The 26071-nt window shown below is 52.9% G+C and carries 23 protein-coding genes; all 23 read left to right on the forward strand.

Annotated features, from left to right (window positions below; translation table 11 throughout):
* The first annotated feature begins 146 nt into the window (after positions 1–146).
* Positions 147–1784 carry a hypothetical protein gene (locus D4L85_RS26855; protein ID WP_160144023.1) on the forward strand — a complete coding sequence of 546 codons (1638 nt, stop codon included), beginning with the start codon at positions 147–149 and terminating at the stop codon, positions 1782–1784.
* A gap of 207 nt (positions 1785–1991) precedes the next feature.
* Positions 1992–2639, forward strand: a complete 648-nt coding sequence (locus D4L85_RS26860) for a DUF4136 domain-containing protein (RefSeq protein ID WP_119757203.1) — start codon at positions 1992–1994, stop codon at positions 2637–2639.
* A gap of 11 nt (positions 2640–2650) precedes the next feature.
* Positions 2651–3253: an outer membrane beta-barrel protein gene (locus D4L85_RS26865; protein ID WP_119757204.1), complete on the forward strand. Its 603-nt coding sequence runs from the start codon at positions 2651–2653 to the stop codon at positions 3251–3253.
* Positions 3254–3368: 115 nt separating this feature from the next.
* Positions 3369–4526 carry a BamA/TamA family outer membrane protein gene (locus D4L85_RS26870; RefSeq protein WP_119757205.1) on the forward strand — a complete coding sequence of 386 codons (1158 nt, stop codon included), beginning with the start codon at positions 3369–3371 and terminating at the stop codon, positions 4524–4526.
* 64 nt (positions 4527–4590) lie between these two features.
* A complete protein-coding gene (locus D4L85_RS26875) occupies positions 4591–5121 on the forward strand; it encodes a PepSY-like domain-containing protein (protein WP_119757206.1) in 531 nt (176 codons plus the stop codon).
* 138 nt (positions 5122–5259) lie between these two features.
* Positions 5260–6057 carry a hypothetical protein gene (locus D4L85_RS26880; protein WP_160144024.1) on the forward strand — a complete coding sequence of 266 codons (798 nt, stop codon included), beginning with the start codon at positions 5260–5262 and terminating at the stop codon, positions 6055–6057.
* A gap of 41 nt (positions 6058–6098) precedes the next feature.
* Positions 6099–8444 (forward strand): arylsulfatase, encoded by a 2346-nt coding sequence (locus tag D4L85_RS26885; RefSeq protein ID WP_119757208.1) that lies wholly within the window; start codon positions 6099–6101, stop codon positions 8442–8444.
* 34 nt (positions 8445–8478) lie between these two features.
* Complete coding sequence (locus D4L85_RS26890; RefSeq protein WP_228450644.1) at positions 8479–9480, forward strand: HAD family hydrolase; 1002 nt, start codon at positions 8479–8481, stop codon at positions 9478–9480.
* Positions 9481–9508: 28 nt separating this feature from the next.
* Positions 9509–10291, forward strand: a complete 783-nt coding sequence (locus tag D4L85_RS26895) for a DUF2490 domain-containing protein (protein WP_160144025.1) — start codon at positions 9509–9511, stop codon at positions 10289–10291.
* A gap of 132 nt (positions 10292–10423) precedes the next feature.
* Positions 10424–12106 (forward strand): arylsulfatase, encoded by a 1683-nt coding sequence (locus D4L85_RS26900; protein ID WP_119758962.1) that lies wholly within the window; start codon positions 10424–10426, stop codon positions 12104–12106.
* Positions 12107–12415: 309 nt separating this feature from the next.
* Entirely contained in the window at positions 12416–13153 is a 738-nt protein-coding gene (locus D4L85_RS26905) for a LytR/AlgR family response regulator transcription factor (protein WP_119757210.1), read from the forward strand.
* A 528-nt stretch (positions 13154–13681) separates the two neighbouring features.
* Complete coding sequence (locus D4L85_RS26910; protein WP_119757211.1) at positions 13682–13984, forward strand: hypothetical protein; 303 nt, start codon at positions 13682–13684, stop codon at positions 13982–13984.
* 54 nt (positions 13985–14038) lie between these two features.
* Positions 14039–14605, forward strand: a complete 567-nt coding sequence (locus tag D4L85_RS26915) for a Pvc16 family protein (protein ID WP_119757212.1) — start codon at positions 14039–14041, stop codon at positions 14603–14605.
* Complete coding sequence (locus D4L85_RS26920; RefSeq protein ID WP_119757213.1) at positions 14605–15657, forward strand: hypothetical protein; 1053 nt, start codon at positions 14605–14607, stop codon at positions 15655–15657. Before D4L85_RS26915 ends, D4L85_RS26920 begins: the two co-directional genes overlap by 1 nt.
* Before the next feature lie 13 nt (positions 15658–15670).
* Entirely contained in the window at positions 15671–17509 is a 1839-nt protein-coding gene (locus D4L85_RS26925; RefSeq protein WP_119757214.1) for a phage tail sheath family protein, read from the forward strand.
* Positions 17510–17529: 20 nt separating this feature from the next.
* Entirely contained in the window at positions 17530–18012 is a 483-nt protein-coding gene (locus D4L85_RS26930; RefSeq protein WP_119757215.1) for a phage tail protein, read from the forward strand.
* Between the two features lie 6 nt (positions 18013–18018).
* The gene (locus D4L85_RS26935; protein WP_119757216.1) at positions 18019–18480 is read left to right on the forward strand and encodes a phage tail protein; all 462 of its coding nucleotides are present in this window, start codon (positions 18019–18021) and stop codon (positions 18478–18480) included.
* 9 nt (positions 18481–18489) lie between these two features.
* Positions 18490–18675: a DUF5908 family protein gene (locus D4L85_RS26940; protein WP_119757217.1), complete on the forward strand. Its 186-nt coding sequence runs from the start codon at positions 18490–18492 to the stop codon at positions 18673–18675.
* Between the two features lie 4 nt (positions 18676–18679).
* Positions 18680–19459 carry a CIS tube protein gene (locus D4L85_RS26945; RefSeq protein ID WP_119757218.1) on the forward strand — a complete coding sequence of 260 codons (780 nt, stop codon included), beginning with the start codon at positions 18680–18682 and terminating at the stop codon, positions 19457–19459.
* Positions 19456–21171: a phage baseplate assembly protein V gene (locus D4L85_RS26950; protein WP_119757219.1), complete on the forward strand. Its 1716-nt coding sequence runs from the start codon at positions 19456–19458 to the stop codon at positions 21169–21171. The genes D4L85_RS26945 and D4L85_RS26950 overlap by 4 nt, the downstream gene beginning before the upstream one ends.
* A 52-nt stretch (positions 21172–21223) precedes the next feature.
* Positions 21224–21532: a PAAR domain-containing protein gene (locus tag D4L85_RS26955; RefSeq protein ID WP_119757220.1), complete on the forward strand. Its 309-nt coding sequence runs from the start codon at positions 21224–21226 to the stop codon at positions 21530–21532.
* 10 nt (positions 21533–21542) lie between these two features.
* Positions 21543–21980 (forward strand): GPW/gp25 family protein, encoded by a 438-nt coding sequence (locus D4L85_RS26960; RefSeq protein ID WP_119757221.1) that lies wholly within the window; start codon positions 21543–21545, stop codon positions 21978–21980.
* Positions 21977–26068, forward strand: a complete 4092-nt coding sequence (locus tag D4L85_RS26965; RefSeq protein WP_119757222.1) for a hypothetical protein — start codon at positions 21977–21979, stop codon at positions 26066–26068. Before D4L85_RS26960 ends, D4L85_RS26965 begins: the two co-directional genes overlap by 4 nt.
* Positions 26069–26071: the final 3 nt, after the last annotated feature.

The following is a 26071-nucleotide window of genomic DNA, read 5'->3' on the forward strand; positions in this document are numbered from 1 at the left end:
ATATGTACCTTCCCTTCGGTTGTATATGCAAGTACCTACGGTTGTATATTCAAAGTGCCTGAACGAATGTAGAGGCTTCCGATGTGAACTATAAGTGAATAACCGTATTTAACAGTAAAACCTGTTTAGTCGCTAAACCTGACCCGATGTTAAGAGAAGAAGTTTCCATTCAACTTCGTAGAATTCTCAATTCTGCCCCCATCATGAACTCCAGTGTGCTCACGCAGTTCCTGAATTTCGTCGTGTCTGAAACGCTCGCGGGCCGGAGCGACAGCCTGAAGGAATACACCATCGGTGTGCAGGCCCTGAAGAAGGACGCCGACTTCAACCCACAGATCGACTCCATCGTACGCATCCATGCCGGCCGGCTGCGGCGCGCGCTCAAGGAGTACTATTATGAGGCCGGCCAGAACGATCCCATCGTCATCGACATCCCCAAGGGCAGCTATACCCCGGTCTTCTCCTTCAAGTCCGACAAAGACATGATGGTCTTGACCGATCAAAGTCACGACGAGTTCACCAGCAATCCTCTCGACCCGGAGCTCTCATCGCCGGCCGCACCAGCGGTCACCGTCCAGGATAAACCTACTATCGAGGTACTCCCCTTCAAAAACGTCACCTCGCAAAAGGAGGTCCAGTTCTTTGCCCGGGGGCTAACCGAATACATGAGTGCGGAGCTCACCCATTTCAGAAACGTGAAGGTCATCACCCCGGACCGTGAACAATCTTCCAAGGCACGCGACTTCGTCCTTACGGGAAGTGTTCAGTGGGTGACCGGCCGCATTCGAACCTGGGTACACCTCACGCATTTCGATACACAGGAGCAGTTGTGGGCGCAGACCTTCGAGCGGCATATCTCCTTCGAAAGCTATTGGGAATTCCAGGAAGAGATCGTGAACCAGGTGTTGGCCGAGATCATGGGACTGTACGGGATCCTCTCGCATTTTTACATCAATAAGACCGACAACCTGAGACCGGAAGAACGAACGTCGTACCCGATCCATTACTGGTACTTCCACCTCGTAAAGAACTTTGATCTGCCCGCCCTTCAACAAGCCAAGCAAGCCTACAGCGACATCGTCCGGAATGACCCGAACAATGCCTTGGCCTATGCCTACCTCAGCCAGGTCTGCACCAGCGAAAGGGTCCTGGTCAACGTAGGCTTTGAAAGAGGATTGGACGACGGCCTCACCTATGGGCAGCTGTCGCTAAAGCGCGACTCCCTTTGCCAGGAGGCCTACAAGGCGTTGGCGGCCAACCAGATGTTGCGGGAGCATTACAAAGACGCCGCCCAGCTATTGGAGCAGGGCATACGCATCAACCCGAAGTCCAACGATTACAAGGCCTTCATGGGCGCGACGCTTATCTACAGTGGATTTTACGAACGCGGCAAAGAGTTGCTGGATGAGGCCTTCCAGCGCGATCCATATTTACCCTGGTGGCAGGTGCTGGCCTTTGCCTATTACGCGTTTAACCGTGAACACTACCAGGACGCTATTTTCTGGACCGAACGCATCGAGATGACCACCGAAAAGATCTCCATCCTGAAAGCCGCCTCCTACGCCTTCCTCGAAAACTATAGTATGGCTTTCGACGTGTTGTCCATGGATCGCCCGGACTTGCCTGTCGATCAACTGCTGGACCTGAACCGGCTAAATGTTTTTTTCACCCCTCAAACCCTCGCGCTGCAGGTACGCGAAGGATTAAAGAAACTGATCCAACACCAGTCGTCGGGCGTGTTCGGCATCGTACTCATCCTGATCCTGCCTTTCATTTTCTACTGATCCCCTTCGGCGGTTTCGGACATCTCCCCTCTTTTTTCACGGCAAACCCATACGCTGTTTAACGGTGTAACACCGTGTTTAACTATCATTTCTAATCGTGTCATGGTAACTATGTCTCCCGAAGACAGGGCGTTGTGTCAAGCATACCCTATGCGTTGCGCACGTTTGCCCGTGAATTGAAATGCAGGTTCTACAAAAGATGTTATCATGAAAAGACATTACAAAAAAGGATTCGGTTCCGTACTGCTTGGGGTCGTCATGTTAAGCTTTGCGGGATGCTATGAACGAGGTGCGGACTACGTCGAGGACTTCGATATTGTCGTGACAAAACATGACACAAAATTTGACTTCAAAAAGCTTCACACCTATGCCATCCCCGATAAGGTTGTCAAGATCACCGGCAATTTAGTGCAGGGCGATGATCTCGAATTTGTCAGCGATGTGTATGCGAAAGTCATCCTGGACAACATCAAGAAAAATCTTGACGCCTACGGTTGGGCGATGGTGGACAAGAATGCCAATCCGGATGTGATCATTCTACCTACCTCCATGTCGTCGACCGTGATCTATTACTATTACGACTGGTGGTATTGGGGTTGGTATTATCCCTACGATCCCTGGGGTTGGTATTATCCTTACTACCCATACTACGGAGGGTCCTACACTACGGGAAGCCTATTCATCCAGATGACCTACCCCGATGGCATCACAGCCGCCGGCAACATCCCCGTCATTTGGTCGGGGGTCCTGAATGGACTATTGGAAGGCAGCACGGCCAACATCAACGCCCGTATTGCTACAGGCATCGACCAGGCCTTCACGCAATCGCCCTTTTTAAAATTGACCAACAACTAAAGACATCGACCATGAGAAAAGCACTCCCCATCTTCCTGCTGTTGCTCGTGACCGTTGTTGTCTCGAGGGCACAGCAAAACACGTTTGCCCTGTCGTATACCATCTCCTTCCCGATGGGTTCCACCAGCGACTTCTTATCCAAGACCAGCTTTCGGGGTTCCACCGTGGACTGGCGCTATGCGCTGAAGCCCAATGTTCAAATCGGGGCCAGCGTGGGCTGGTATAACTTCTACGAGGACCGAAGCTTTAACAGCTACACATCTTCTGATGGAAGCACGGTAGCCAGCGGCAAGCAATACCGCTACATCAACACCGTGCCCATCCTCATCCTGGCCGACTACTCCTTCGCTAGCAGCGACGAGCAGAAGATGAAGCCCTTCGCCGGTCTGGGCATCGGCACCACCTACACGCGCCAGGACACAGACATGGGCCAGTTCACATTCCGTGACGACGACTGGCAGTTCACGCTGGCGCCCGAGGCCGGCGTTAAGATCGGATTTCAGCCGGGGTTCAACGGCTACCTCTGCGCGCGCTACAACAACAGTTTTTCCACGACCTACATGGATACGCAATCCTACCTATCGTTGAACATCGGAATGGCCATTGACTTCTAATGAAATAAGGACCCTCTCTTTTTTCATAGTAGTTAAGGTAGGAAGGAACGGAAGCGGGAACTGGAGTCACCGCTCTCCGTTCCGACCTTCTTTTTGCAAACGACACTTCTCGAGAATGAAATCGCTCAGTACGCTTGTCATGTTGATTTGTTTCTTCTTCATTATCGTTCGCGGTCAATCGCAATCAAAGAAATTTGACATGCACGTATTCCGCGATTCGCTGGATGGGGCGTTGGACTTCAGTGCATTTCTCATCACCATGCGCGGCTTTGTTCCCGTGCCCGTCATCGTCACGGAGCCGGCCCTTGGCGGGTTTGGGTTGGGCGTCGCGCCGGTGTTTTTGAAAAAGCGTCCGCCCCAGATCGACACGCTGGCCGCACGCATCAAAGTAACCCCGACAGCACCCGATATGACCGGTGGGGCTGCATTCTATACCCTGAACAAGACCTGGGGTTTGCTTGCCTTCCAGTCCGGCACATGGCTAAAAGCGCGCAGCAAATACCGCATTGCCGGTGGCTATGCCAACGTGAACCTTTCGTTCTACCGCACGCTCCATAACACCGAGCAACAATTCCGCTTCAACCTAAGGACCTTCCCCTTTATGGGCTACCTGCTCAAGGGCATCCGGGGAACGAACTGGAGCGTCGGGCTGCAGTACATGATGCTCCACACCAAACTGAAGACCGACTCCGAATCGCTCCCTGCGTTTGTGACCGGCAAAGAAGTGACCAGCATTGTGAGCATGCCCAGCGCGGTGATCGAATACGACAACCGCGACAATATCCTGACACCCAACCAAGGCTTGCGCTGGCGTACCAGCGTGGGATGGTCGGACAACGCTTTTGGCAGCGACTACGACTATGTGAAGCTGACCAGCTATGTAAACTACTACTACCCGGTATTGAAAAACCTGATCGGCGGGTTCCGGTGGGAGATGCAGGAGGTTTTCAACGAACCGCCTTTCTACCTGCTCCCCTTCATCGACTTGCGCGGCATCCCCATGGCACGCTACCAGGGCAACATCTTTTCACTGGTGGAGACCGAATGGCGATGGGATTTTGTGCGGCGATGGAGCGTCGCAGGATTTATCGGCACCGGCAAGGCCTACGATACGTGGAGTGCCTTTGGTGAAGCCGACTGGGAGACGAGTGGTGGCGCCGGGGTTCGCTATCTCATTGCCCGCAAATTCAAATTGCGCTGTGGTGTGGACCTCGCCCGCGGGCCTGAGCAATGGGCGTATTACATCGTGTTTGGCAGCTCGTGGTTCCGGTAAAAAACGACGAAAAGAAAATACCATGAAACATAACCTTATATACTTCATCCCTAAAAACAATCCTATGAAAAAGATCATCGTAACATGTTTGATTGCCCTCTGCGGCATGGGTTTGTATGCGCAAGAAAAAGTGTTGAAAGAAATGGACGCCGTGAAAATTTCGAAGTCCGATGCGCCCGGTCCGGTTGTCAAGCAGGCAGAAGTCGATTTCCCAGGGGCCAGTCCCTTCCAGTATTATGCCGTAGGCGACACCACGCTGTCTAAGGACTGGAAAGTCACAGAAGAACAGAACTTTTCGAAAGGCGATAAAATAAACCACTACAGCGTAGAGATGCGGGGAAAGGATTCTTACTACCACGCCCTGTACGATGCGAATGGAAAGCTGCTGATGTCGCGCAAAGAAGAAAAGAACGTGGCTTTGCCTAAGGCGATCCTGACCGCCTATGAGAGTGGCCCCTACAAAGGCGTGCCGCTCAAAAAAGACAAGCATTACAAGATCACCGATCATGGTAAGAAGAAAAATTATTATGAAGTCTACCTGACCAATGGCAAAAAGTTAACCTACAACGCTGATGGAACGCTAGTCAAAAAATAGAGCGGACGGTGAATTTTTAAAAATCATAAGTCGTGAGTAGATAAATGTTCATCGCAAAGGCGCCAAAAGAAACATGCACGCCTCGTCTCCTTTGCGTTTTTGCGGTGAGCCTGGTGTGTCCACCCTAATCCATGCCGCATGAAAATCCCCTTCATTTCTACCCTCCTGTCCATTTTGTTGTTGGTATCGCAGCTTGCACACGGCCAAGGTCCATCTGAAGAGGAAGTGAAAAAGGCCAACAATCCACTGGCCAATTCCAAGGCGCTCAACCTTCAGAATTATTATATCCCCACGCTTTACGACAATCCCAACCTGAAAGCCAATACGGCACTCATCCGGTACGCCATGCCGTTTGCCGATGGCAAGGTGTTGATGCGTGCAACCCTGCCATTGGGAACAACGCCGTCAGGATATTCGCCAAACGGATCGCCGAAATACAGCTCGGGACTGGGTGATCTCAATTTCTTTGTGACGTATACTTTCTCCAAGCCGGACGCAAAAACATTATTGGGCGTAGGCCCCCAAGTGGTTCTTCCCACGGCCTCTGCTGATGCGCTCGGTGCCGGCAAGTGGCAGTTGGGGGGCGCGTTCGTTGCCTTCAACGCAGCATCACCGGCCTTTCAGTGGGGAGGGCTCATCACGTATCAAACGTCCATTGCTGGCGACGAAGATCGGGTGTCTACGGCGTTGCTGGTCGTGCAGCCCATCCTGCTTTTTCAGTTGGGCAAGGGGGCATACTTGCGTTCTACAGCGTTGTGGAATTTCAATTTATATAACAATGCTTATAACGTGCCCTTTGGCGTTGGCGCGGGGCATGTGGCCAAGGCGGGCAATCTTTTATTCAACATATTCTTAGAGCCGCAGTTCACCGTGTTGCACGAGGGTGCAGGTCAGCCGGCGTTGCAGTTCTTTGGTGGCATTAACTGTCAGTTTTGAAAGAGCAAGTACTATCAATGAGCTCCTTAATCTGCTGAATCATGAAAACTAAAAACTTCGTATTGATCATCGTGATTTTCTTTGGCGGATGCCTCGGGCGCGTCACGAGAGCGCAGGAAAAGAACAGTACACCGTCCGTGTTGCCGCGGCCTGACTTTCATTTCCCCGGTAGCGTTGGGCGGACCTATCTGGAATCTGATCCGCCTCAATTTCCCAAACCGGTGGAGGCGCCTAAAGGGGCCCCCAACGTGTTGCTGATCCTCCTCGACGATGCGGGGTTCGGACAGTTCAGCACCTTTGGAGGTGGCGTACCCTCCCCTACCATGGATAAGTTGGCGGCAGAAGGATTGCGCTACAACCGGTTTCATACTACCGCATTATGCTCACCAACACGGGCAGCATTGATCACCGGACGAAATCATCACTCCGCATCCTTCGCGGTCATCACGGAAACGGCAACCGGCTATGACGGCTACACCTGCGTTCTTCCTAAAAACTGCGGAACCATCAGCGAAGTACTCCGACAAAATGGATACATGACCGCCTGGATCGGCAAGAACCACAATACGCCGCCTTGGGAAACAAGCCAGGCCGGCCCGTTCGACCGATGGGCGAATGGACTTGGCTTTGACTACTTCTACGGTTTCAATGCCGGCGACATGAATCATTGGAATCCCATCTTGTATGAAAATCATAACCTGGTTCCCGCGTCAGGCGATCCCCAATATCATCTGACTACCGACATTGCCAATCACGCCATCCAGTGGGTGAGGCAAGTAAAGAGCATCGCTCCTGACCGACCTTTCTTTTTATATGTTGCGCCGGGTGCCACACATGCACCCCATCAAGCACCGAAAGACTGGATTGCAAAGTTTAAAGGAAAGTTTGATGGCGGCTGGGATAAGTATCGTGAAGAAACATTTGAGCGTCAGAAAAAACTAGGCGTCATTCCGCAGAGCACAAAACTGACGACACGTTCTGAAGGATTGCCTGCCTGGGAGTCCTTGAATGCAGACCAAAAAAGACTTTATGCCCGCATGATGGAAGTGTTTGCCGCCTACGGTGCACACTGCGACTATGAAATGGGACGTGTCGTCGACGCGGTGAAGCAACTGCCCGATGCTGACAATACCATGATCATCTATATCGCCGGCGATAACGGATCGAGCGCCGAGGGCGGCATTGAAGGATCATTGAATGAAAATCTTTTCTTCAACGGGTTTCCCGAGAAGTGGCAGGACAATTTAAAAGTGATTGATGAACTGGGAGGGCCAAAACACTTCAATCACTTCCCCAGCGCATGGGCACATGCCATGAACACTCCCTTCCAATGGACAAAACAAGTAGCCAGTCATTTTGGAGGCACGCGCAATCCTTTGATCATTTCCTGGCCCGCCAAAATAAAAGACAAAGGCGGTTTGCGCAGTCAGTTTATTCACACCATCGATATTGTGCCAACGATCTATGAGGTGTGCGGTATCACGGCGCCGCTCGAGTTGAATGGTGTCCATCAAAAACCAATCGAAGGCGTCAGTTTTGCTTCTTCGTTTTCGGATGCTAAGGTGATTACCCGGAAAACACAATATTTCGAACTGGGTGTCAACCGGGGAATCTATAGCGACGGCTGGATGGCGTCTGCACTTTCCTTTCCCCCCTGGCAACCTAATCGCGAAAAATTTGATGTAGACAAACAAAAATGGGAGCTCTATAACATCGATGAAGATTTCTCCCAGGCGAACGATCTCGCTGCACAAAATCCAGAGAAGCTTCGCCAGATGCAAGACCTCTGGTGGGTAGAGGCATCGGCCTACAACGTACTTCCACTCGACTGGCGCGCCAGCATACGATTGAATGCGGAAGCCATGGGCCGTCCTACCTTGATGGGCCATCGGAAAACCATGACCTATTACTCCGGAACCATCGGTCTTCCGGATGCCGCATCACCCAACATGACCAATAAATCCTGGACGATCACGGCCGACATCGAAGTGCCTGCGAAAGGAAATGGAATGATCGTAACCCACGGTGGTCTTGAGGGAGGTTATGGTTTGTATCTGCATGACGGCAAGCCTGTTTTTGTTTACAATTACCTCGCCATCGAAAGATCGCTCTTTACATCAAAGGAAGTGCTGGCGAAAGGAAAAAATAAAATCGTGGTTGACTTTGCTTATGACGGTGGTGGCATGGGCAAAGGTGGAAAGATCACCATGACCGCCAATGGAAAGAAAATTGCGGAAGGACGACTTGAGAAAACCATACCGATCCAATTCAGCTTAGGCGAAGGGTTGGACGTCGGTATGGATGTAGGCTCGGCCGTCGACTTCAGCTACAAACTTCCCTTTGCATTCACTGGAATGGTGGAGAGGGTGACGGTGGAGTTGAAATAATGGAATCTTGGACCAAAACTTTTAACTGCTTACCATGATGAAAAAAAATCTACTTGTAATCATCTTCCTGCTGTTGGTGGCCACATCCTGCCGAAAAGTTGACAGGGAAGAGACGGACGTGCCCGCCGTCGTCGACACCGATCCGCTTCCCTCCTGGAACGACGGGGAAGTGAAGCGCGCGATCATTGACTACGTGAACCGTGTAACGAAAGATTCCTCTGCCGACTACATTCCCGCCGAGGACCGCATCGCCACCTTCGACAACGACGGCACCTTGTGGGCAGAGCGACCCTTAGTGCAGGAGCTTTTTGCTTTCTATCAAGCCAAACAAATGGTGGCCAAACAACCCGCGTTGGCAAAGAAGCAACCGTTCAAAGCGATGGTGGAAGGAGACAAAACCTTTTTTGCCAAAGGTGGTGACAAAGCCCTCATCGCGGCGGTCGGTGCCACCCATACCGGCATGACTGAAGATCAATTCGAGGCCAGCGCGAAAACATTTTTTTCTTCGGCCACCTATCCCGGAAAAAATGTGCCGTTAAAACAGATCCGTTACTTGCCACAGTTGGAACTGTTGGATTACCTGCGTGTACACGGGTTTAAAATTTATATATGTACCGGAGGAACCGTCGAGCTGGTGCGGAGCATGGCCCGGGATTTTTATGGCATACCTCCGGAACAAATCATCGGCACATCCTTCAAATACGTTTATGCCGACAGTTCGCGCAAAATCTACCGCGAGCCCATCCTGAACCACTTCAACGACAAAGAGGGAAAGCCGGTAGGCATCCAGTTGGCGATCGGAAAGCATCCGGTGCTGGCTTGTGGCAACGAAGGCGGCAAGGGAGACATTGCCATGCTAGCGTTCAGCCAGGCCGGTAAATATCCTTCGCTGCAATTGCTGGTGAACCACGATGATGGCGCCCGTGAATTTGAGTATAGCGAACCGGACTCTGCATCGCTCAAAGCAGCGAATAAAAATCATTGGCGCGTCATCAGTATGAAGAATGATTGGAGAGAAGTTTTTCCCAAGCCCTAAACCAAAAAAACAAGGAATACCAAAGCGCATGCGTTCCCAGACGATCACGATCATGACAGGCATTCTCATCGCGGCCTTCCAGGCAACGGCTCAGGAAGTTGTGCCACACAACTTTGCCGTCTGGCCAGGGGTCGAGCTTTTTCTCCCCTTTCGCGAAGACAGTCGCTGGGGATTGTTTGCCGAAGGCTATGTGAAGCGTGTGCATTTTCTAAAAGATCCTCAAGGCCTTTTCTGGCGCCTCGGTGGAAGCTATTATTTAAAAAACGGCAATCGCATTTCGGGTGGCCTGGCCTGGCAATACAACTATCCGTATGACGCCGCCGCCCTGCCCTACCCGTGGACGGACTGGCGCATCTGGCAACAATACATGATCCGCCATGTATCGCCAAAAAACAAAGAGCACGCATGGGTGTACAGGATCCGGTTGGAGGAACGATGGTTTGGAAGAAAAAATGATCCGACGGACGAGGGATATGATTACTATAAGTTCGAGACCACCCTCCGCCTGATGCTGCGCAGCCAATGGTACATCAAGCCCCGGGTTGGGGTGGCCGTTTATGACGAGGTCCACCTGCGGGTGTACTCGGAAGAGCGCGATGAAAAGATCTTTGACCAGAACCGTATCTATGCCGGGTTGATCTATGCCCTTGACCGGGACCGATACTGGCGTATCGAGACGGGCTACATGTTTCATTCGATGTGGAACGCACCGGAAAGCGAACCCGGGCGTGAACGCATAAATCACACCTGGCGCATTACCCTGACCGGCGATGTGCCCTTGAGAAAAAAATTGAGCACGGTACGTCGTTAACCCTTTCACGGTGTTTAACGGTGTTTAACTATCTTTTAAAACAACCGAAGTGTAACTAGCCAACGGTTTTGAAACCCATAGGTGTTACGCTATTGGGCCGCAAGACCACTGTACAACGTAAACCCTATCATCATGAAAGTATCGTACAGCACAAAACTGTTTTCATTACTCACTTTTGCAGTGAGCTTCGTTGCGTCTGTTTCGCAGGCGCAGCAAAAGCCGAACATCCTCATCCTGTGGGGTGACGACATCGGCATCAGCAACATCAGCGCCTACAGCGATGGACTGATGGGCTATACAACGCCCAACATCGATCGCATCGGCAACGAGGGCATTCGTTTTCTACACTACTATGGCGAGCAGAGCTGCACGGCCGGCCGGGCCGCCTTCATCACGGGGCAGCATGGCATCCGCAGCGGCCTCACCAAGGTGGGTTTCCCGGGCGCGCCGATGGGTATGAGCCAACTGGATCCTTCCATCGGCGGCCTACTGAAACAGCTTGGCTATGCCACCGGTCAGTTTGGCAAAAATCATGTGGGCGATCGCAACGAAAGCTTACCCACCGTGAACGGCTTTGACGAATTCTTTGGCAACCTCTATCACCTCAACGCCGAAGAGGAACCTGAACTACCCGACTACCCGAAAGACCCCGGCTACCTGGCCAAGTTTGGTCCGCGTGGCGTGTTAAAATGCAAGGCCACGGACCGTGACGATCCCGCCATCCCCGATGCACGTTTTGGCAAGATCGGCAAGCAAACCATCGAAGACAGCGGTCCGCTCACCAAGAAGCGCATGGAAACCATCGACGATGAAACGTCTGCTGCCGCCATCGATTTCATGAAGCGGATGCACTCCGCCAACAAACCCTTCTTCTGCTGGTTCAACGCCACGCGCATGCACCTGCGCACCCACGTGCGCGCCGAACACCGTGGACGATACAAACACGGCGACAGCGAATACATCGACGGCATGATCGAACACGATGAAACCATCGGCACTTTGCTCAAGGCCTTAGACGACATGGGTGTCGCCAACAATACCATCGTCGTATATTCCTCGGACAATGGTCCTCACATGAACACATGGCCCGATGCTGCCATGACGGCTTTCCGCAGCGAGAAGAATACAAACTGGGAAGGTGCCTTCCGCGTGCCCTGCCTCGTGCGCTGGCCTGGCGTGATCAAACCCGGAACGGTCACCGACGAGGTGATGAGTCACAACGATTGGATCCCCACGCTTTGCGCCATTGCCGGCGAGCCCGACATCGTTAACAAATGCTTGAAAGGATATGTAGCCAATGGCAAGACCTACAAAGTGCATCTCGACGGCTTCGATCAATCGACCTTCCTCAAGACCGTGAGCGGCACCGTAGGCAACACACCATCCGTGAAGAGCGCCCGCAATATTTTCTTTTATGCCGATGATGATGGCGCCCTCGTAGCCTTGCGGCAAGGCGACTACAAATACGTTTTTGAAGAACAACGCCTGGCGGGTACAATGGGTTTGTGGGCAGAGCCCTTCACAAAACTTCGTCTTCAGAAGATGTATAATATCTATCAGGATCCCTACGAACGGGCCGACTTCACCTCGAATACCTATTGGGACTGGAATCTGAATCACGTTGGATCCATGTACGGCGTAATGGCCGAGGTCTTCAAGTTTGCCGACACCTTCAAGGAGTTTCCGCCGCGCTCAATTCCACCGAGTTTTAACCCGGCGACGATTTTAGAAGAAGTCCTCGACGAGATAAAAATGGAAAAACGCGAGGCCGCTGCGATGCCCCCAAAGGCAGAGGCTCAGAAAAAGAAAAAATAATCCATATGTTTCTTTAGAAACAACACCCATTGTCATCCGGATGGCGATGGGTGTTGTTTTATTTATGTTCATAACCGTATTTGTTCCAACATTATTCCAGCATTACTCCCTACCCGGTTTCATCTCACTGAAAACATATAAAAAAAACAAGCCAGGACGGGGACAGAATTAGGCTCATCTGCGTACCTTCACATCGTAAATTTCCGTCGGTCCAGTTCCTGTTGCCGGTGCATTCATTTTCTTCCTGACCTATTCTGTTTCCTTTTCCGGCTTGTTTTGTTTGGCGTTATTTTTAACCCGTATGGTGAGATGAAGATTGAGTCTATCATCGTTGATCGCGAACCCGGTATTTCTTCCTACCTGAAGAAATGTTTGGTGTCGAAGTTTCCGGAGATCGTTATCCGGGGCGAGGCATCGAACTATGGCGAGGCGTGCGCGCTCATCAAAACAATCCATCCCGATCTTATTTTTTCGGATGTCAATATTTTCACAAAAAATACGACAGCGCAATCTTCGAACCACGGTGATGGCGGTTATGAGATGATCTATCTGAGCGACAAGTCGGAAGATGCGATCCGGGCGATCCGGCAAGATGTTTGTGGATTTTTGCTAAAGCCCCTGGATGTGAACGATATTGTCGGCGCGGTGGGCAGCGCCGTTCGCAAGCTTTCGCAACGTCTTTTTCCGAGCCTGGCGCCGGATGCGGTTCCCATGCTACTCCCCCATACGAAGTTAGTAGGCATCCCCACGTTGGAGGGGATCGACTTTTTGTATGCGCATGAGATCGTGCGCTGTGAGGGTCTTCAGAAGTGTACGCGCATTGTCTGTACGCGTAAAAATAATCTCATCAGCTCCTACAATGTCGGGGAGTTCCGGAAGTTGTTGGAGGAATATGGTTTCTTTTCGTGTCACAAATCGCACCTGATCAACCTGATGCATGTGCGGCGGTTTACGCGGGAGGGATTTGTGTTTTTGATCGACAATACGGCGATCCCCTTGGCGCGGAGGAGACGATTGGAGTTCCTTCAGATGTTGAAGCATTTGTGAGGAGGTTGTGTTTCATGTTTCTGTGCGTGCTGCTCACTTTTTACAATGCCCTTGCGATTAGATTTCGTTGTCCAAAAGGGGAACCCCTACGGGGTTGAGATGTATTGTTCTTTTGGCCCCGGGTTTCACCCGGGGTTATGATGGGTGAGCCCTCCGGGCTCGGGGAGCCGCTGATAGTTCCGCCAACCTTTCGGGACTTCTTGCGCGCTCTATATATACATTCAGACATTTCCAGATACATTCAGACATTTCCAGATACATTCAGACATTTCCAGATTAATAACAAAACGTTTCGACGATGAACGGTATGTTAAGGATACATATCGGGTTGTTGGATCCCGCCTGGCCATATTCTGTGAGTCATTGACGCCTGATGCTTTCATTTTTTTGTGATGGGCATGTAAACCATTATACCGATAACGGTTCGTAGTCTACCGATCGTTGGACGAACTTTTGTCGTGGTCAGATGGTGGTTGCGTTTTGGGTTGGGTTTGTGGTAAGCTTATATAAAATTTCCAGCCGCAGGAAATGAATGATGTCATAAAAAAAATAAGCCTAAGCGACGACCTGAGCGAGGAAGATGGCCCCGGTGGTTCGGATGTGATTGTGCAGTTTGGGAACAATGACTTGTACGTGGCCACATTCTATTCGATCGGCAACCTGGAGCATATGATTGCCTTGCATAACGCGTCGGAGGAGCGGGACTCGGAAACGTATTACAAGATCTTCAACGCAGTCATTGTGAACGACCTCCGGGAAACAGACCTGATGCCGGTCATCGAGGCGATGGTGGTGGAGGGGGATTTTCAACTGGTCTTCAAAAAAGTATAGAGCATATTTTCCGGACGAGGCGCCCTGGACGGTCGCCTGAAAAATGTTACCGCCATGATTGATTTACTAGTGGACGAAGTCAGCAGCCAATTGAACGATCATCTCCGGTTGAAGGGCATGGACGACCTGTATAAATGCACCGTCGGCGACGTGACCGTTCACGACAAGAACAACGAAGCCGGTGGCGACAACGAGATCGTCGAGAGCATCATCCTTTCTTTGGTTTCGGTGGAGGAAGAGAATGCCCTGAAGAACAACTATCCGCTTCGAAAGGTGGGCTCGAGTTTTCTGCAGGAGAAGAGTTCGGTCTACATCAATGTGTACCTGTTGTTTGCCGCAAAGTACAACAACTACGACACCGCCCTGAAAGCGTTGAGCCAGGTGATCACCTGCTTCCAGACGATCCGCAGGGTTTTCTTTGTGTTCGACAACGAGACCCAGGAGTCGGTGCTGAACCTGCACAACATGGGGTTCGAGAATCTGAACAACCTGTGGACGGTTTTGGGTGGACGCTATTTGCCCTCGGTCATTTACAAGGCGCGCGTGCTGATGTTCCAGCAATCGCCGCCAGTCAGCGGTTCAGCCATTGTGGATATCCAGGAACAAGAAGCCATACCGTGATGCTACACTTCAAGTACAAACCCTTTCTATCGGTCACGGTATTGCACAATTTCTACTTCGACAATACCAGTCATGACTTTGTGTTCGCGGCCGACGCCGACACCCTGCAGACATTGACCAGCCTGGGTCTGCGCGCACGCAACGCAGACGGCAAGCTCGTGCTCTACCAGGAGTTGGATGCAAACGACATCCCCTTCACAGCCATCGACGCCGTAGCTGATCTGTACTTCACGGTGCAGCCCAAAACCGATGTGCTGAACATCATGGAAACCCCGCCCCCATCGCACTACTGGTTCTCGAACCTGAGAGAAGACGGCACCTACTCCAATGTGCTCACCCGCAACGCCACGCTCACACTGGCCGACGCCCTTCCCGACGTGAGCGGCCAGGTGAAGGGGTTGAACTTTGCCCTGGGAACAATAAGCACCTTTACCCTAAAGAAGCTCACCGCGGCCGTAGGCTGGACAACCGTGAAGCAATACCCGGTAGACGCCCAAATGACCGACCTGAAGCTGGACGTAAATACCGGGGGACTGTACCTGCTGGAGACAAAGCTCACCGACAACAGCGTAACGCAGCAAAAGATGATCCTTCACAACGCCCTCGCAGCGGCTGGGAGAGCGTGGTCCATACTCCACTTACAGATCAAACCCGGCGATACCAATCAAGCCTACACCATCCCGCTGTTGCCGCGCGAAGCCGTGTGGCAATACTATTTGGTGGAATCCAAGCATCGCGCTACGACGCTCGACCCCACAAAGTTGTCGCTGAAATATACGGCGGCCGTGACCTCGCGCTACCCGGTCAATGTGGCCATGAGCCGCATCGATCCGGGGGCCTACTCCACGGCGACAAAAAAATTTGTGGATGGCATCAAAGAAGATACGGCGAACATCCGCGATGTGTACCTGTTCGAGACCGGGGGCAAGCTGAAACTATTCGACGGCGAGCAACCCGAAGTAAAGATCATTCACAACGGCGTGGACCTTGCCGGGCGCATTACCATACCGCGCCGGAGCATGAACAACGCAATCATCACATACAAACTTTAAAAACCCTTATACAATGGCAGCCTTATTAGACCTTAGAATGCCTGGCGTGTACACCCAGGAAATTCCCACCCTTCCTCCCACGGTAGGCGTGATACCCAGCGCCGTTCCCGTCTTTATCGGCTACACGGAGAAGGCCGACAAGAAAGGCGAATCGTTGCTCCTGAAACCCACGCGGGTAAAATCCATGAAAGAATTCGAGAGCTGGTTTGGCGGCGCCCCCAAAGTGGAGCTCACGGTAGACATCGACGATTCGGAAGGCGTGTCACCAAAGCCTTCCATCAACGTGGTCTATCCGGTGAGCATGACATTCAAGATGTATCACTCCATGCTGTTCTACTACGCCAACGGCGGAGGCCCGTGTTTTATCGTTTCGGTGGGCGGCTATACCAGCGGTGGCAATCCCGCGACGCCGAGCGACACCGAGTTGGCGAAAGGGTTGGCCACGCTGTCTAAAGTGAAAGACGTCACCATCATCGTCTATCCCGACGGCACGTCGTTGGAGGAACCGAAATATTTCACCCTCATCAATTCCACCTTCGACCACTGTCAGAAAATGAAGAATCGTGTCACCGTCATCGATGTGCACGAAGACAACGGCGAAGATCTTGATGCGTTCGAGGTTTTTCAAACCGGAATGGCTACGGATATCGAGTTTAAAAAATACGGCATGGCCTACTATCCCTACATCGACACCGTATTCAGCTATGCGTATGATCCTCTAAATGTGCACATCCGTTTTCACAAACAAACCTTGCCCAATCCCACGGCTGCGGCCACCATTGCCTTCAAAGCACTGACGGATGCTACGGATGGTGCGATCAACGCATATGTCACGGCCTTGAATGGCGTGAAGGCGCCACTAGCGCAGAAGAAATTTATAGAAGGCCTGAATACGGCGCTGCAACAATTCAACACCGACAATCCCGGCTCCACACCCGACACACTCAAGGCCAAGCTCATTGAATTTACACGTGGCAAACCGTTGCCACAAGCCGTGACCGACGCCCTGGCTCTTCCCAACCCAGATGTACTCGCCATCATGACCACGGCGGTGACCACGGCCACCACTGCGCTCACAACCGCACAGACCGCCGTGACCACGGCAAAAACAGCGATGGACACGGCCGCCACTGCCGCTGCCGGCGGGCTGGACTTAGGTGGGGGTAAAAAACTCTATTCGTATGCCAACACATCGATGGCGAAAGTGGCCGAGAAAAAGGACGACCTGCTGTTCAACAAAATAAAAGAGGCCGTCGCGAACTATCCGGTGAGGCTCCCCCCTTGCGGAGGGATCGCAGGCATCTACGTCCGTACCGATGCAACGCAAGGGGTATGGCGCGCCCCGGCGAATGTCAGCGTTTTTGGCGGCATCAAACCGGCGCTGGAGATCGACGACGATCTGCATGCCGAGTTGAACGCACCGTCGAGTGGAAAGGCCATCAACGTCATTCGCGCCTACCCCGGCCGTGGTCTGCTGGTGTATGGTGCGCGCACGTTGGCCGGCAACGATTTGGAGTGGCGCTACGTGAACGTGCGGCGTACATTCTGTTTTATAGAGGACTCGATCGCACGGGCTATGCAGGATTTTGTGTTTGCGCCAAACAACGAACAAACCTGGATCAAGGTGCGGGCCATGATCCGGAGCTTCCTGAACCGCCTGTGGAAAGCCGGCGGTCTCTTTGGCAACACGCCCGAAGATGCCTATGAAGTGATCGCCAGCGAGCCCGAGTCGATGAGCGTCGACGACGTGCTGAACGGCATCATGCGCATCTATATAAAAGTGGCCGTGGCGCGCCCTGCCGAATTTATCGTGCTGCAATACGAGCACAAGTTTGAAGTAACCGAATCCTAACCCTTAAACGCATCAAGATCATGGCAATAGGTTATCCCATTCCCAAATTCTATTTCAAGGTGTCGCGCCCCGAACAGGAGTTCAGCAGCGCGGACCAGATCGGCTTCACGGAAGTGAGTGGCCTCGACTATCAGATCGATCTCATCGAATACCGCCACGGCAACGATATCAACTTCTCCAAGATCAAGTTGCCCGGCTTGCGCAAGTTCAGCAACGTGACATTGAAGAAAGGTGTGATCCAGGGGTTCAAAGATTCCAACGCCGAATTCTTTACCTGGATCGGCGACGGCAAGAAAGACGGCACCGTGCGCAAACGGTCGGGCTACCGGCGAAACATTGTCATCACCCTCAACGACGAGGAAGGTCACGCCGTGGTGGCCTGGACGCTCACCAACGCCTGGCCTGTGAAAGTAGCCTTCAACGACATGAAAGCTGACGCCAACGAGGTGGCTGTGGAAAGCCTCGAGCTCGCGATTGAAGATCTCGCGGTCGAATATAAATAAACGGCGATGGCAGCGGACACACAGTACCCCCCGGCGGGCTTCTATTTCAAGATCCAGATCGACGGCATGCCCGACAGCGACTCCGAATTTCAGGAGCTCACGGGCCTTTCGATGAGCCTGGAGCTGCAATCGGTCAAGGAAGCGGGCGAAAACCGGTTCACACACCAATTGCCGTTGCCGGCGCGGGCGGAGCCTTTGGTATTGAAACGCGGGCTGCTCATCAGTTCGCCGCTCATCGAATGGTGCCGCAAAGCGATCGAGGAGTTTACGTTCTCGCCCAAAAATCTCCATGTATTCCTCCTGGACGTGGAGGGTGGAGCCAATGGCCAACCGAAACCTTTGATGGCCTGGTATCTCGTGCACGCTTTTCCCACCAAGTGGGAGATCACGGGGCTCAACGCCATGAACAGCGAGGTGGCCGTGGAGACCATCCAGATCAATTACAACTACTTCACCAAATCATCCTAATCCAAGCCTATGCCGGTTGTTATTCGCGACTTGGTCGTTTTGGCCCACATCATCGAGAGCACCGAAAAAAAAGACGGTGCCCAGCGCGAGGCATCGACCCAAGGGGCCACGCTGAATGAAGAAATGCGGTTCCAGATCGTGAACGCCGCCGTGCAACAGGTTATGGAGCTCCTGGAACGTCAAAAAGACCGATGAATTTATGGACACCACCATCAATAAACTACGCATCATTTCCTTGCCTTCGCCCGACACCAGCGCGGCCGGGAGCCCGGCGGCGGCACTGGGTGCTATAGCCGGGGCGTTGCTCACGAAGATCTTCGAAGTGCAGATCAACCCCGAACAGATCACGCGCAACTTCGGCATCAAGTATCGCGAGCCCAATGCGCCGGGGGCCAACGGTTCGGAGTTTCAATTTGACAAGGTGAACCCCGAAGAGTTGGAGCTTCGCTTTATCCTGGATGGAACGGGCGCCGTGCTGCAAAACAACATGCCCTCGCCCGACATGGTGGGCAACCTGTTGAACGCCTTGCCGGCGGAAGCGCAAGCGGCCTATGTGCCCGTGAAGGTCCTGCAGCTGCAAGCAGCCGTCTATGATTTTATCGACGAGAAGCATCGCACACCGTTCATCCTGGTGCAATATGGCAAGTTGGTGTTTATGGGGTTGCTCATGAACATGTCGGTAAACTACAATCTTTTTAGCCCCTCGGGCATTCCGTTGCGTGCAGAGGTAACGTTGAACCTGAAAGCGCACACGCCTTTCAAGGACAGCGCCGCGCTGCTTTCCCTGCTCTCTCCGGACCTGACGCGACGTCACCAGGTGGTGGCGGGCGAAAATATCCTGCGCATCTGCGACGATGTGTACGAGGCAGAAAAATATTACCTGGAAGTGGCCAAGGCTAACGGGCTGACCAATTTCAGGAATCTGAAACCGCTGACGAATCTCATTCTTCCTCCGCTTGAAAAAACTCCGGCATCATGATCATTCCCGGCACGGCACAAGAGCAAAATAAAAAAACGGATACCGTAGCGGTCACCGTGCGCATCGACGGCAAGGATGTGACGATGGACCCCGGTGGCTTGATGGCGGTGTCGATCGGCCTGGAAGCAAACAAAGTGCCTTGGGCTCGCCTCATCTTTGCCGACGGTTCCGTGGAAAAGCAGACATTCGAAAAAAGCGATACCGATACCTTCTCGCCCGGTAAAACCGTGGAGATCCTGATGGGCTATGGCCAGGACAAGGATACGATCTTCAAAGGGGTGGTCACGCGCCATGCCGTGAAGATCATGCCGAATGCGCCCTTCCGGCTGGAGCTGGAGTGCAAAGACCCCGTAGTGAAAGCTACAGTCGTAAAAAAAAGCTTGTATCACTATAAACAAACCGATAAAGCGATTATCCAGGACATTCTCGGCACGTACCCTGACGTGAAATCCGGCGACATGAAAGAAGAAGGCACGCAACACGATTCACTGGTGCAATACAATGTGAGCGATTGGGATTTCATGGTGATGCGCGCCGACGCAAACGGCATGTTCCTGCGCGCACAAGGCGGGTCGGTGGACTTGCTGAAACCCGAAATAAAGGGCACCGCCGACTTGCAAGTACAGTTCGGCATGAGCAGCAGCGGGCTCTCGCTCCAGGAGTTTGAATCGGAGATCGATGTGCGCAATCATTATCCTAGTGTAAAAGGTCACACATGGGATGCTTCAAAACAAGAAGTTGCCGAAGAGAAAGCCAGTAAGGACGGCGGAGGTGGTGGCGGTGGCCTGGGTGGTGTGGTCGGCCAGGTTGCAAGTGTCATCGGAGGTGGTGGCGCGGCAAAAAAGGATTTTCCGGACGTGTTGTATTCGGATAAAAATACGGTGGAGCTCTATCACGGCGGCGACGTCGATTCAAAAGCATTAACGGCATGGGTAGACGCAAAGATGAAGCGTGGCGAGCTTTCGCGCATTCGCGGACGTGTGGCCTTGAACGGGGCGAAGATCTTGCCCGGCGACACACTGGAAGTGAATGGCGTGAGTTCGCGCTTTAATGGCAAACACCTGGTCACCGGCGTGTTGCACCAATACGCCCGCGGCCATTGGAAGACCGACATCCAGTTCGGCTGGATGCGCGACTTCGTGGCCGACGAGTGGACCTCATCCCAACCCGACGCGTCGGGCCTCGTGCCGGGCATTCGCGGATTGCACGTCGGGGTGGTGTCGAAATTGGAAGGCGACTCGCGCTCGGGCGATTTCCGCATCCAGGTGCGGCTTCCTTTTGTGGCCATGAATGCCAACGGTTCGCAGGCGGATGGCATCTGGGCGCGTCTCGCCAACGTCTATGCCGGCGACAAACGCGGCTTCATCTTCCGGCCGGAGATCGACGACGAGGTGATCGTCGGTTTCATCAACAACGATCCCAACGATGCCGTGGTGCTGGCCGCCATGAACAGCGAAAAGAACGTGGGCCCTTCCGAGATCAAAGCCAGCGATAAAAATGAGAAGAAGGGCTTCATCTCCAAATCGGGCATGCAATTCCTCTTCGACGACGACGCGCAGAAGATCACGGTGAGCGCCGGCGACAGTTCGGCGCCGCATATTGAACTGGATGGAAAAGGCAGCAAGGTCACCATCGCCTGCGACAGCAGCAACTCCATCGAACTGTCGTCTTCCGGCGTGACGGTGAAGGGAACGCGAATCGACTTGAATTAAAAATTAACCCGTGTAAAAACAGTTAAAAGATCAACCACATAAACTCATCACTATGCCTGGAAAACCCGCAGCAAGAAATATGGACAAACACGTTTGTCCACAGCCGTTATCGAGTGGCACCGGTGTTCACGGGCCGGGCACCATCACCGCCACGGGCGCGGCGCAGGTGTATATCAATCAACAAATGGCGGCGGTGGAAGGCGACATGTGTATTTGTGTGGAGCCCGGCAACACGATCAAGCAGGGGTCGTCCACGGTCTTCTTCAAAAGCAAAGCTGCGGCGAGACAACTGGACCCGACGACGCACAACCCTGGAGGCTTTATTATGTTGGGTTCTCTCAATGTTTTTATCGGCGATTAAAACGAGTGCTATGGACTATTTATTCAACAACCAGCAAACGGAACAAAAAGCTTTTCTTGGAAAGGGATGGGCATTTCCGCCACACTTCGATCGCGCCACGGGCACAGCCGAGATGGTGCAGTATGAAGAAGATATCTGGCAGAGCCTGCAGATACTGTTCAGCACCAGTATCCGCGAACGCGTACTACAGCCGACGTATGGCTGCAATCCCGAGGACTATGTGTTCACGTCGCTGAACGTGTCGTTCCTCACCTACCTCGAAGACCTCATCCGCAAGAACATTGCCCAGAACGAACCGCGCATCAAGCTGCAAACGCTTTCCATCGTGACCGGCCAGTTGGAAGGCACCCTGGAGATCGTCCTGGACTACATCGTGCGAAGCACCAACACGCGGTTCAACCGTGTGTATCCTTTCTACAAGCAAGAAGGCACAAACGTTGAATTATGATCCTACACTGCAACACCCTGTCCCATTCCCTCGTGCACAGCGGCACGCAGCAGCGCGACCGCTTGTTGCTGAGTCTCATCCCCGGGCAACTGAAAATAGACGATCGCTCCATCGAGCAACTGATCGCCTTTGCCGGAACCCTATCCAAACACGTGCGCTACTGGAACGACGCCAACCAGGACGGCGGCGACTGGCTTCCCTTCTGGGAGTACGATCTCACCAGTCTGCTCGCTATTCTCGCGGCCACCGACCTGGAAGGGCCGCGCACAAATTATCGCGCCCGCGAACTGGAATATTATAAGCTGAAAAGAAAACAAGAGCAAGGCGCCAACGTCACTCCCAACGCCGTGATCGACGACCTGGTGACTAACCCGGAGTATGGCATTTATGGGCTGGCCCTCCTGATCCAAAACATCTGTCAGAAAGTTCCACCCACTCATCCGCTGAAAACCGACATCTGCAATCTCATTGCGGGCACACTAAAAGATCCCCTGTGCCGGCTCATCTCTTTTCACAAGGCCATCGATCCGCAAGCGATCCAAAAGTACGGCATGTTTATCGGCGGCGGCGCATGTTCCGACAGTTGGGGCATGCCCAACAACGCAGCGTTTGAATGCATCAACTTTGTGCTGCCTTACGAGTATATCGAAGAACTGTGGAAGTTGTTCCTGATCTTCTATAAGGCGCTGACGGTCATCCTGGGAAAAGTGAAAAAAGCGTTTCAAACCGCGCTGCGCATCCGGCACGATCATCAACCACACGTTGCCCTGTTCATTACCTTTCTCCAGCTTTTTAAATACATCCAATCGGACCTGAACGGCTTGCTGGAGAAACACCTCATGTTTTTCTATCACGACGTGTTGCGCCTGGAGAGACGACGTTTGGTGCCGGACAAGGTGCATGTGGTGTTCGAGATCGCCGCCAACCTGGTGCGTTATAAAATTCCCGCCGGCACCGAATTGAAAGCCAACGTGGACAAGGCCGGGAAGCCCATGATGTATGCGTTGGAGGATGAATTGGTGATCTCCAATGCAAAATTGATCGAGCAACAGAATCTGTATGTGATCAAAACCATTGACGCCACCACGCAAGCCCAATCCCAATTCGGCATTTATTTGCCAGCGGCCGACAAGCGCGATGGTTTTGAAGAAGCGTGGCCGGAGGGTACCAAGAATTGGAGTGCCCTTTCGGGTATGCCGGTGTATGAACGGGTGGTGTATAAGTTGAGTCAGTTGCAAAAACTGGCCCGGAAAAGAGAAGTGTTGCCGGCGGCCTTCCGGGAAGAAAGAGAGAAGTATCAGACCTGGTTGAAAAAGCTGGAATACTTTTCGGGGTTTAGCGTGAGCAGCGCGGAACTTTGGATGAACACAGGCTTTGACCGCGACGTTGAACTCACCTTTTCGTTCTCCCAAACCAATCCGCCGTCAGCCGACTACTCTATCCTCGATGATTTTATTGTGGAGTTGTCCACGGAGAAAGGGCTGGTCCCATTAACCTTTGGCACGATGTCCGAAATCGACTCGGAGGGTGCCGTAGGATTCGTCCCGTCTCAGCCCACCAACACCGCGGAGGACTATAGTGGTTTGAGCATCATTGCGCGCGAAAGTCTTACCGTGTACCACATCAAGCTTTTTGACGATTTCCCCTCGGTGCTTCCCGTTGACGATGACCTGCCACCGTTTCTTCGATTCCGTTCGAAAGAAGGAAGGATAGCGCCGGCGATAACCTCCATTTTGATCTCCACGACCGCGAATGGAACGCTCTCGAATTTGCAAAAGGGAACGCCTGACCTGATGTTCTTTGAAAATAGTGATGGCAATATCGACTCGGGAGCCAACATCCTGATAAAACCAGGAAACGGTCAGTTCATGGCCATAAAGATCCCCGAGATCTTCTATAAGAAGATCAACCTGCTGGAGATCGAAAATCAAAGCGCCAATAATCTGACCACTGATGCGGTCATGGTGCTCAACGGAACTCGGCAGAATCCCAATGCAGCCGGCGGCTTGCCGGATTATACCGAAGGGACGGGGACGCTGAGCATACCGGATGCGTTCGACTTCAACGCTTTAAAAAATAATAGAAACGGCTGGTCCGGTATTGAATTTGACCTGACCTTGCCTCAGGATGTGCCCGCAGTAGTCCTACGGGCTTCCGACCTATTCTTACGTTATCAATCTGTCCCCGTCCAAATTCCACTAGCTGGCGCTCCGGACCGGTCCACACGGCTGCACCACATCGATTACTTCAGCTCGCTGGGCAATTGGAATGCCAGCGGGGAATCCAACAGGGCCTTGCGGCCGATTCCAGAAATCAAGCAGCCCGCATTGAAACCCGTGCTGGGCGAGAAAATGTTGGACGACGCCCAAAAGAACGTCACGCCCGACGATGCCAACGGCAACCTGTTCCTCGGTTTTGAAAACCTGGTGCCCAACCAAACCCTGTCGGTTCTTTTTCAAATGGCCGACGGCACCAGCAATCCCGATCACTATCCGCCGGTGGTGACGTGGTCGTACCTGACCAAAGAGCACTGGCAGGAAATACCGCCGCAATTCATTTTGAAAGATACCACGGAGGGTCTGGAGCAAACCGGCATTATTCTCTTCCAAATACCGGATGATATCACCAACAACAACACGGCGATCGTGGGCAAGGATGGACGCAAAGACCTTTACTGGCTTCGCGTGTCCGCTACAGAAATACCGGATGACCAAGTGTTTGTCGACGCCCTGCCCCACCTCATCGACATCCGCGTACACGCCGCCGAGGCCCTCTTCGAAGACAACGACAACACCGAAGAGCACCTCGACGCCGGACTGTTGCCCGGCACCATCGCCGCGCTGCGCTTTCGCGATGTGAACGTGAAGACCGTTCAACAACCGTATGTCTCCTTCCAGGGCAGACGCTCGGAGAAGGACGACAAGTATGGTTACTGGCGCCGCGTTCACGAACGGCTTCGTCACCGGAACCGGGCCGTCACCTTGTGGGATTATGAGCGGCTGGTGCTGGAGGCATTCCCCGAAGTGTCGGTGATCAAATGCCTGACGCACACCCGCAGGATCTATACCGCACGGCCGGGCTATGTCACGCTGGCCGTGATCCCGTTCCCCAATAAAATGGTCGCCAATGGCATCTATCATCCCACGTTCAACGCCGGTGAGCTTACGCGGATCAACAAGTTTGTGAGCACCCGCAACAGCTATTTTGTGAGCGGCTATGGCGATCCGGGATTTTGTTGTTGTGAGGACGATTGCCAATGCGATCACAATCACAACCACCTCGAAGTGATCAACGCCCGCTTCGAGCCCGTGCGCCTGCGGTTGTGTGTCCGCTTCCGCGAAGGATTGGATATTCCGTATTACACAAAGGAACTGAACGAAGCACTGAAAACCTTCCTGGCGCCGTGGGCACACGACAACAAGCCCTTGCTTTTCGGCGTGCCCATCAGCGTGACGCGGCTGCTGCAATTCCTGGAAAACCTGACTTATGTCGACGTCATCCTAAGTCTGCGGCTAAAACATTTCAGTTCGCAGCAGATCGCAGAACAATTCGAAGACAATGTGGATTGGGAAATTCCCAACGCGGCCGACCAGGTTGTTCCCTTCACGGCAGCATCGGTGTTGACCACCTACCTGGACAAGCTGAACGAAGACAACCCCAACGTGATCGATCACGTGATCAACGTCGTGGCTACCCATGAGAAGTGCGCTTGTGAAGCTTGCGCAGAAGATCAGGAGCCCGTGGTGGCACCCCCTGCTCCACCCGATGGAGTCGTGGTGCAACCTGGCGATCTTTCCACCGAAGACCGGAGGAGGATTGATGACTTGACAAAAAGCGTGGTCAGGAGCTGGAGAAACGCAGACGCCAGCACCGCGTTCCGTGAGCTTCACACAACACTGAATGAAATGGTGGAACGCGGCGACCTGAAAGGGAAAACGGTAGCCAATCCTGAAAACGGAGTCGAAGCAACCGACGCCTATAAGATCGAAAAAATAAAAGACGGCCGGCTGATCCAGCGTCTGAAAGTGAGCGTGGCCCTAAGCCCTGGTCGATTCACCACGTTTGAAGTGACCAAACCTAACCCTTGAAAT

The organism is Chryseolinea soli, assembly GCF_003589925.1.
In the GTDB taxonomy this organism is placed as follows: Bacteria; Bacteroidota; Bacteroidia; order Cytophagales; family Cyclobacteriaceae; genus Chryseolinea; species Chryseolinea soli.

Excerpts from the sequence above, each read along its gene's own strand:
- D4L85_RS26855 (WP_160144023.1), top strand. The coding sequence starts at position 147 with ATGTTAAGAGAAGAAGTTTCCATTCAACTTCGTAGAATTCTCAATTCT.
- D4L85_RS26860 (WP_119757203.1), top strand. The coding sequence starts at position 1,992 with ATGAAAAGACATTACAAAAAAGGATTCGGTTCCGTACTGCTTGGGGTC.
- D4L85_RS26865 (WP_119757204.1), top strand. The coding sequence starts at position 2,651 with ATGAGAAAAGCACTCCCCATCTTCCTGCTGTTGCTCGTGACCGTTGTT.
- D4L85_RS26870 (WP_119757205.1), top strand. The coding sequence starts at position 3,369 with ATGAAATCGCTCAGTACGCTTGTCATGTTGATTTGTTTCTTCTTCATT.
- D4L85_RS26875 (WP_119757206.1), top strand. The coding sequence starts at position 4,591 with ATGAAAAAGATCATCGTAACATGTTTGATTGCCCTCTGCGGCATGGGT.
- D4L85_RS26880 (WP_160144024.1), top strand. The coding sequence starts at position 5,260 with ATGAAAATCCCCTTCATTTCTACCCTCCTGTCCATTTTGTTGTTGGTA.
- D4L85_RS26885 (WP_119757208.1), top strand. The coding sequence starts at position 6,099 with ATGAAAACTAAAAACTTCGTATTGATCATCGTGATTTTCTTTGGCGGA.
- D4L85_RS26890 (WP_228450644.1), top strand. The coding sequence starts at position 8,479 with ATGATGAAAAAAAATCTACTTGTAATCATCTTCCTGCTGTTGGTGGCC.
- D4L85_RS26895 (WP_160144025.1), top strand. The coding sequence starts at position 9,509 with ATGCGTTCCCAGACGATCACGATCATGACAGGCATTCTCATCGCGGCC.
- D4L85_RS26900 (WP_119758962.1), top strand. The coding sequence starts at position 10,424 with ATGAAAGTATCGTACAGCACAAAACTGTTTTCATTACTCACTTTTGCA.
- D4L85_RS26905 (WP_119757210.1), top strand. The coding sequence starts at position 12,416 with ATGAAGATTGAGTCTATCATCGTTGATCGCGAACCCGGTATTTCTTCC.
- D4L85_RS26910 (WP_119757211.1), top strand. The coding sequence starts at position 13,682 with ATGAATGATGTCATAAAAAAAATAAGCCTAAGCGACGACCTGAGCGAG.
- D4L85_RS26915 (WP_119757212.1), top strand. The coding sequence starts at position 14,039 with ATGATTGATTTACTAGTGGACGAAGTCAGCAGCCAATTGAACGATCAT.
- D4L85_RS26920 (WP_119757213.1), top strand. The coding sequence starts at position 14,605 with ATGCTACACTTCAAGTACAAACCCTTTCTATCGGTCACGGTATTGCAC.
- D4L85_RS26925 (WP_119757214.1), top strand. The coding sequence starts at position 15,671 with ATGGCAGCCTTATTAGACCTTAGAATGCCTGGCGTGTACACCCAGGAA.
- D4L85_RS26930 (WP_119757215.1), top strand. The coding sequence starts at position 17,530 with ATGGCAATAGGTTATCCCATTCCCAAATTCTATTTCAAGGTGTCGCGC.
- D4L85_RS26935 (WP_119757216.1), top strand. The coding sequence starts at position 18,019 with ATGGCAGCGGACACACAGTACCCCCCGGCGGGCTTCTATTTCAAGATC.
- D4L85_RS26940 (WP_119757217.1), top strand. The coding sequence starts at position 18,490 with ATGCCGGTTGTTATTCGCGACTTGGTCGTTTTGGCCCACATCATCGAG.
- D4L85_RS26945 (WP_119757218.1), top strand. The coding sequence starts at position 18,680 with ATGGACACCACCATCAATAAACTACGCATCATTTCCTTGCCTTCGCCC.
- D4L85_RS26950 (WP_119757219.1), top strand. The coding sequence starts at position 19,456 with ATGATCATTCCCGGCACGGCACAAGAGCAAAATAAAAAAACGGATACC.
- D4L85_RS26955 (WP_119757220.1), top strand. The coding sequence starts at position 21,224 with ATGCCTGGAAAACCCGCAGCAAGAAATATGGACAAACACGTTTGTCCA.
- D4L85_RS26960 (WP_119757221.1), top strand. The coding sequence starts at position 21,543 with ATGGACTATTTATTCAACAACCAGCAAACGGAACAAAAAGCTTTTCTT.
- D4L85_RS26965 (WP_119757222.1), top strand. The coding sequence starts at position 21,977 with ATGATCCTACACTGCAACACCCTGTCCCATTCCCTCGTGCACAGCGGC.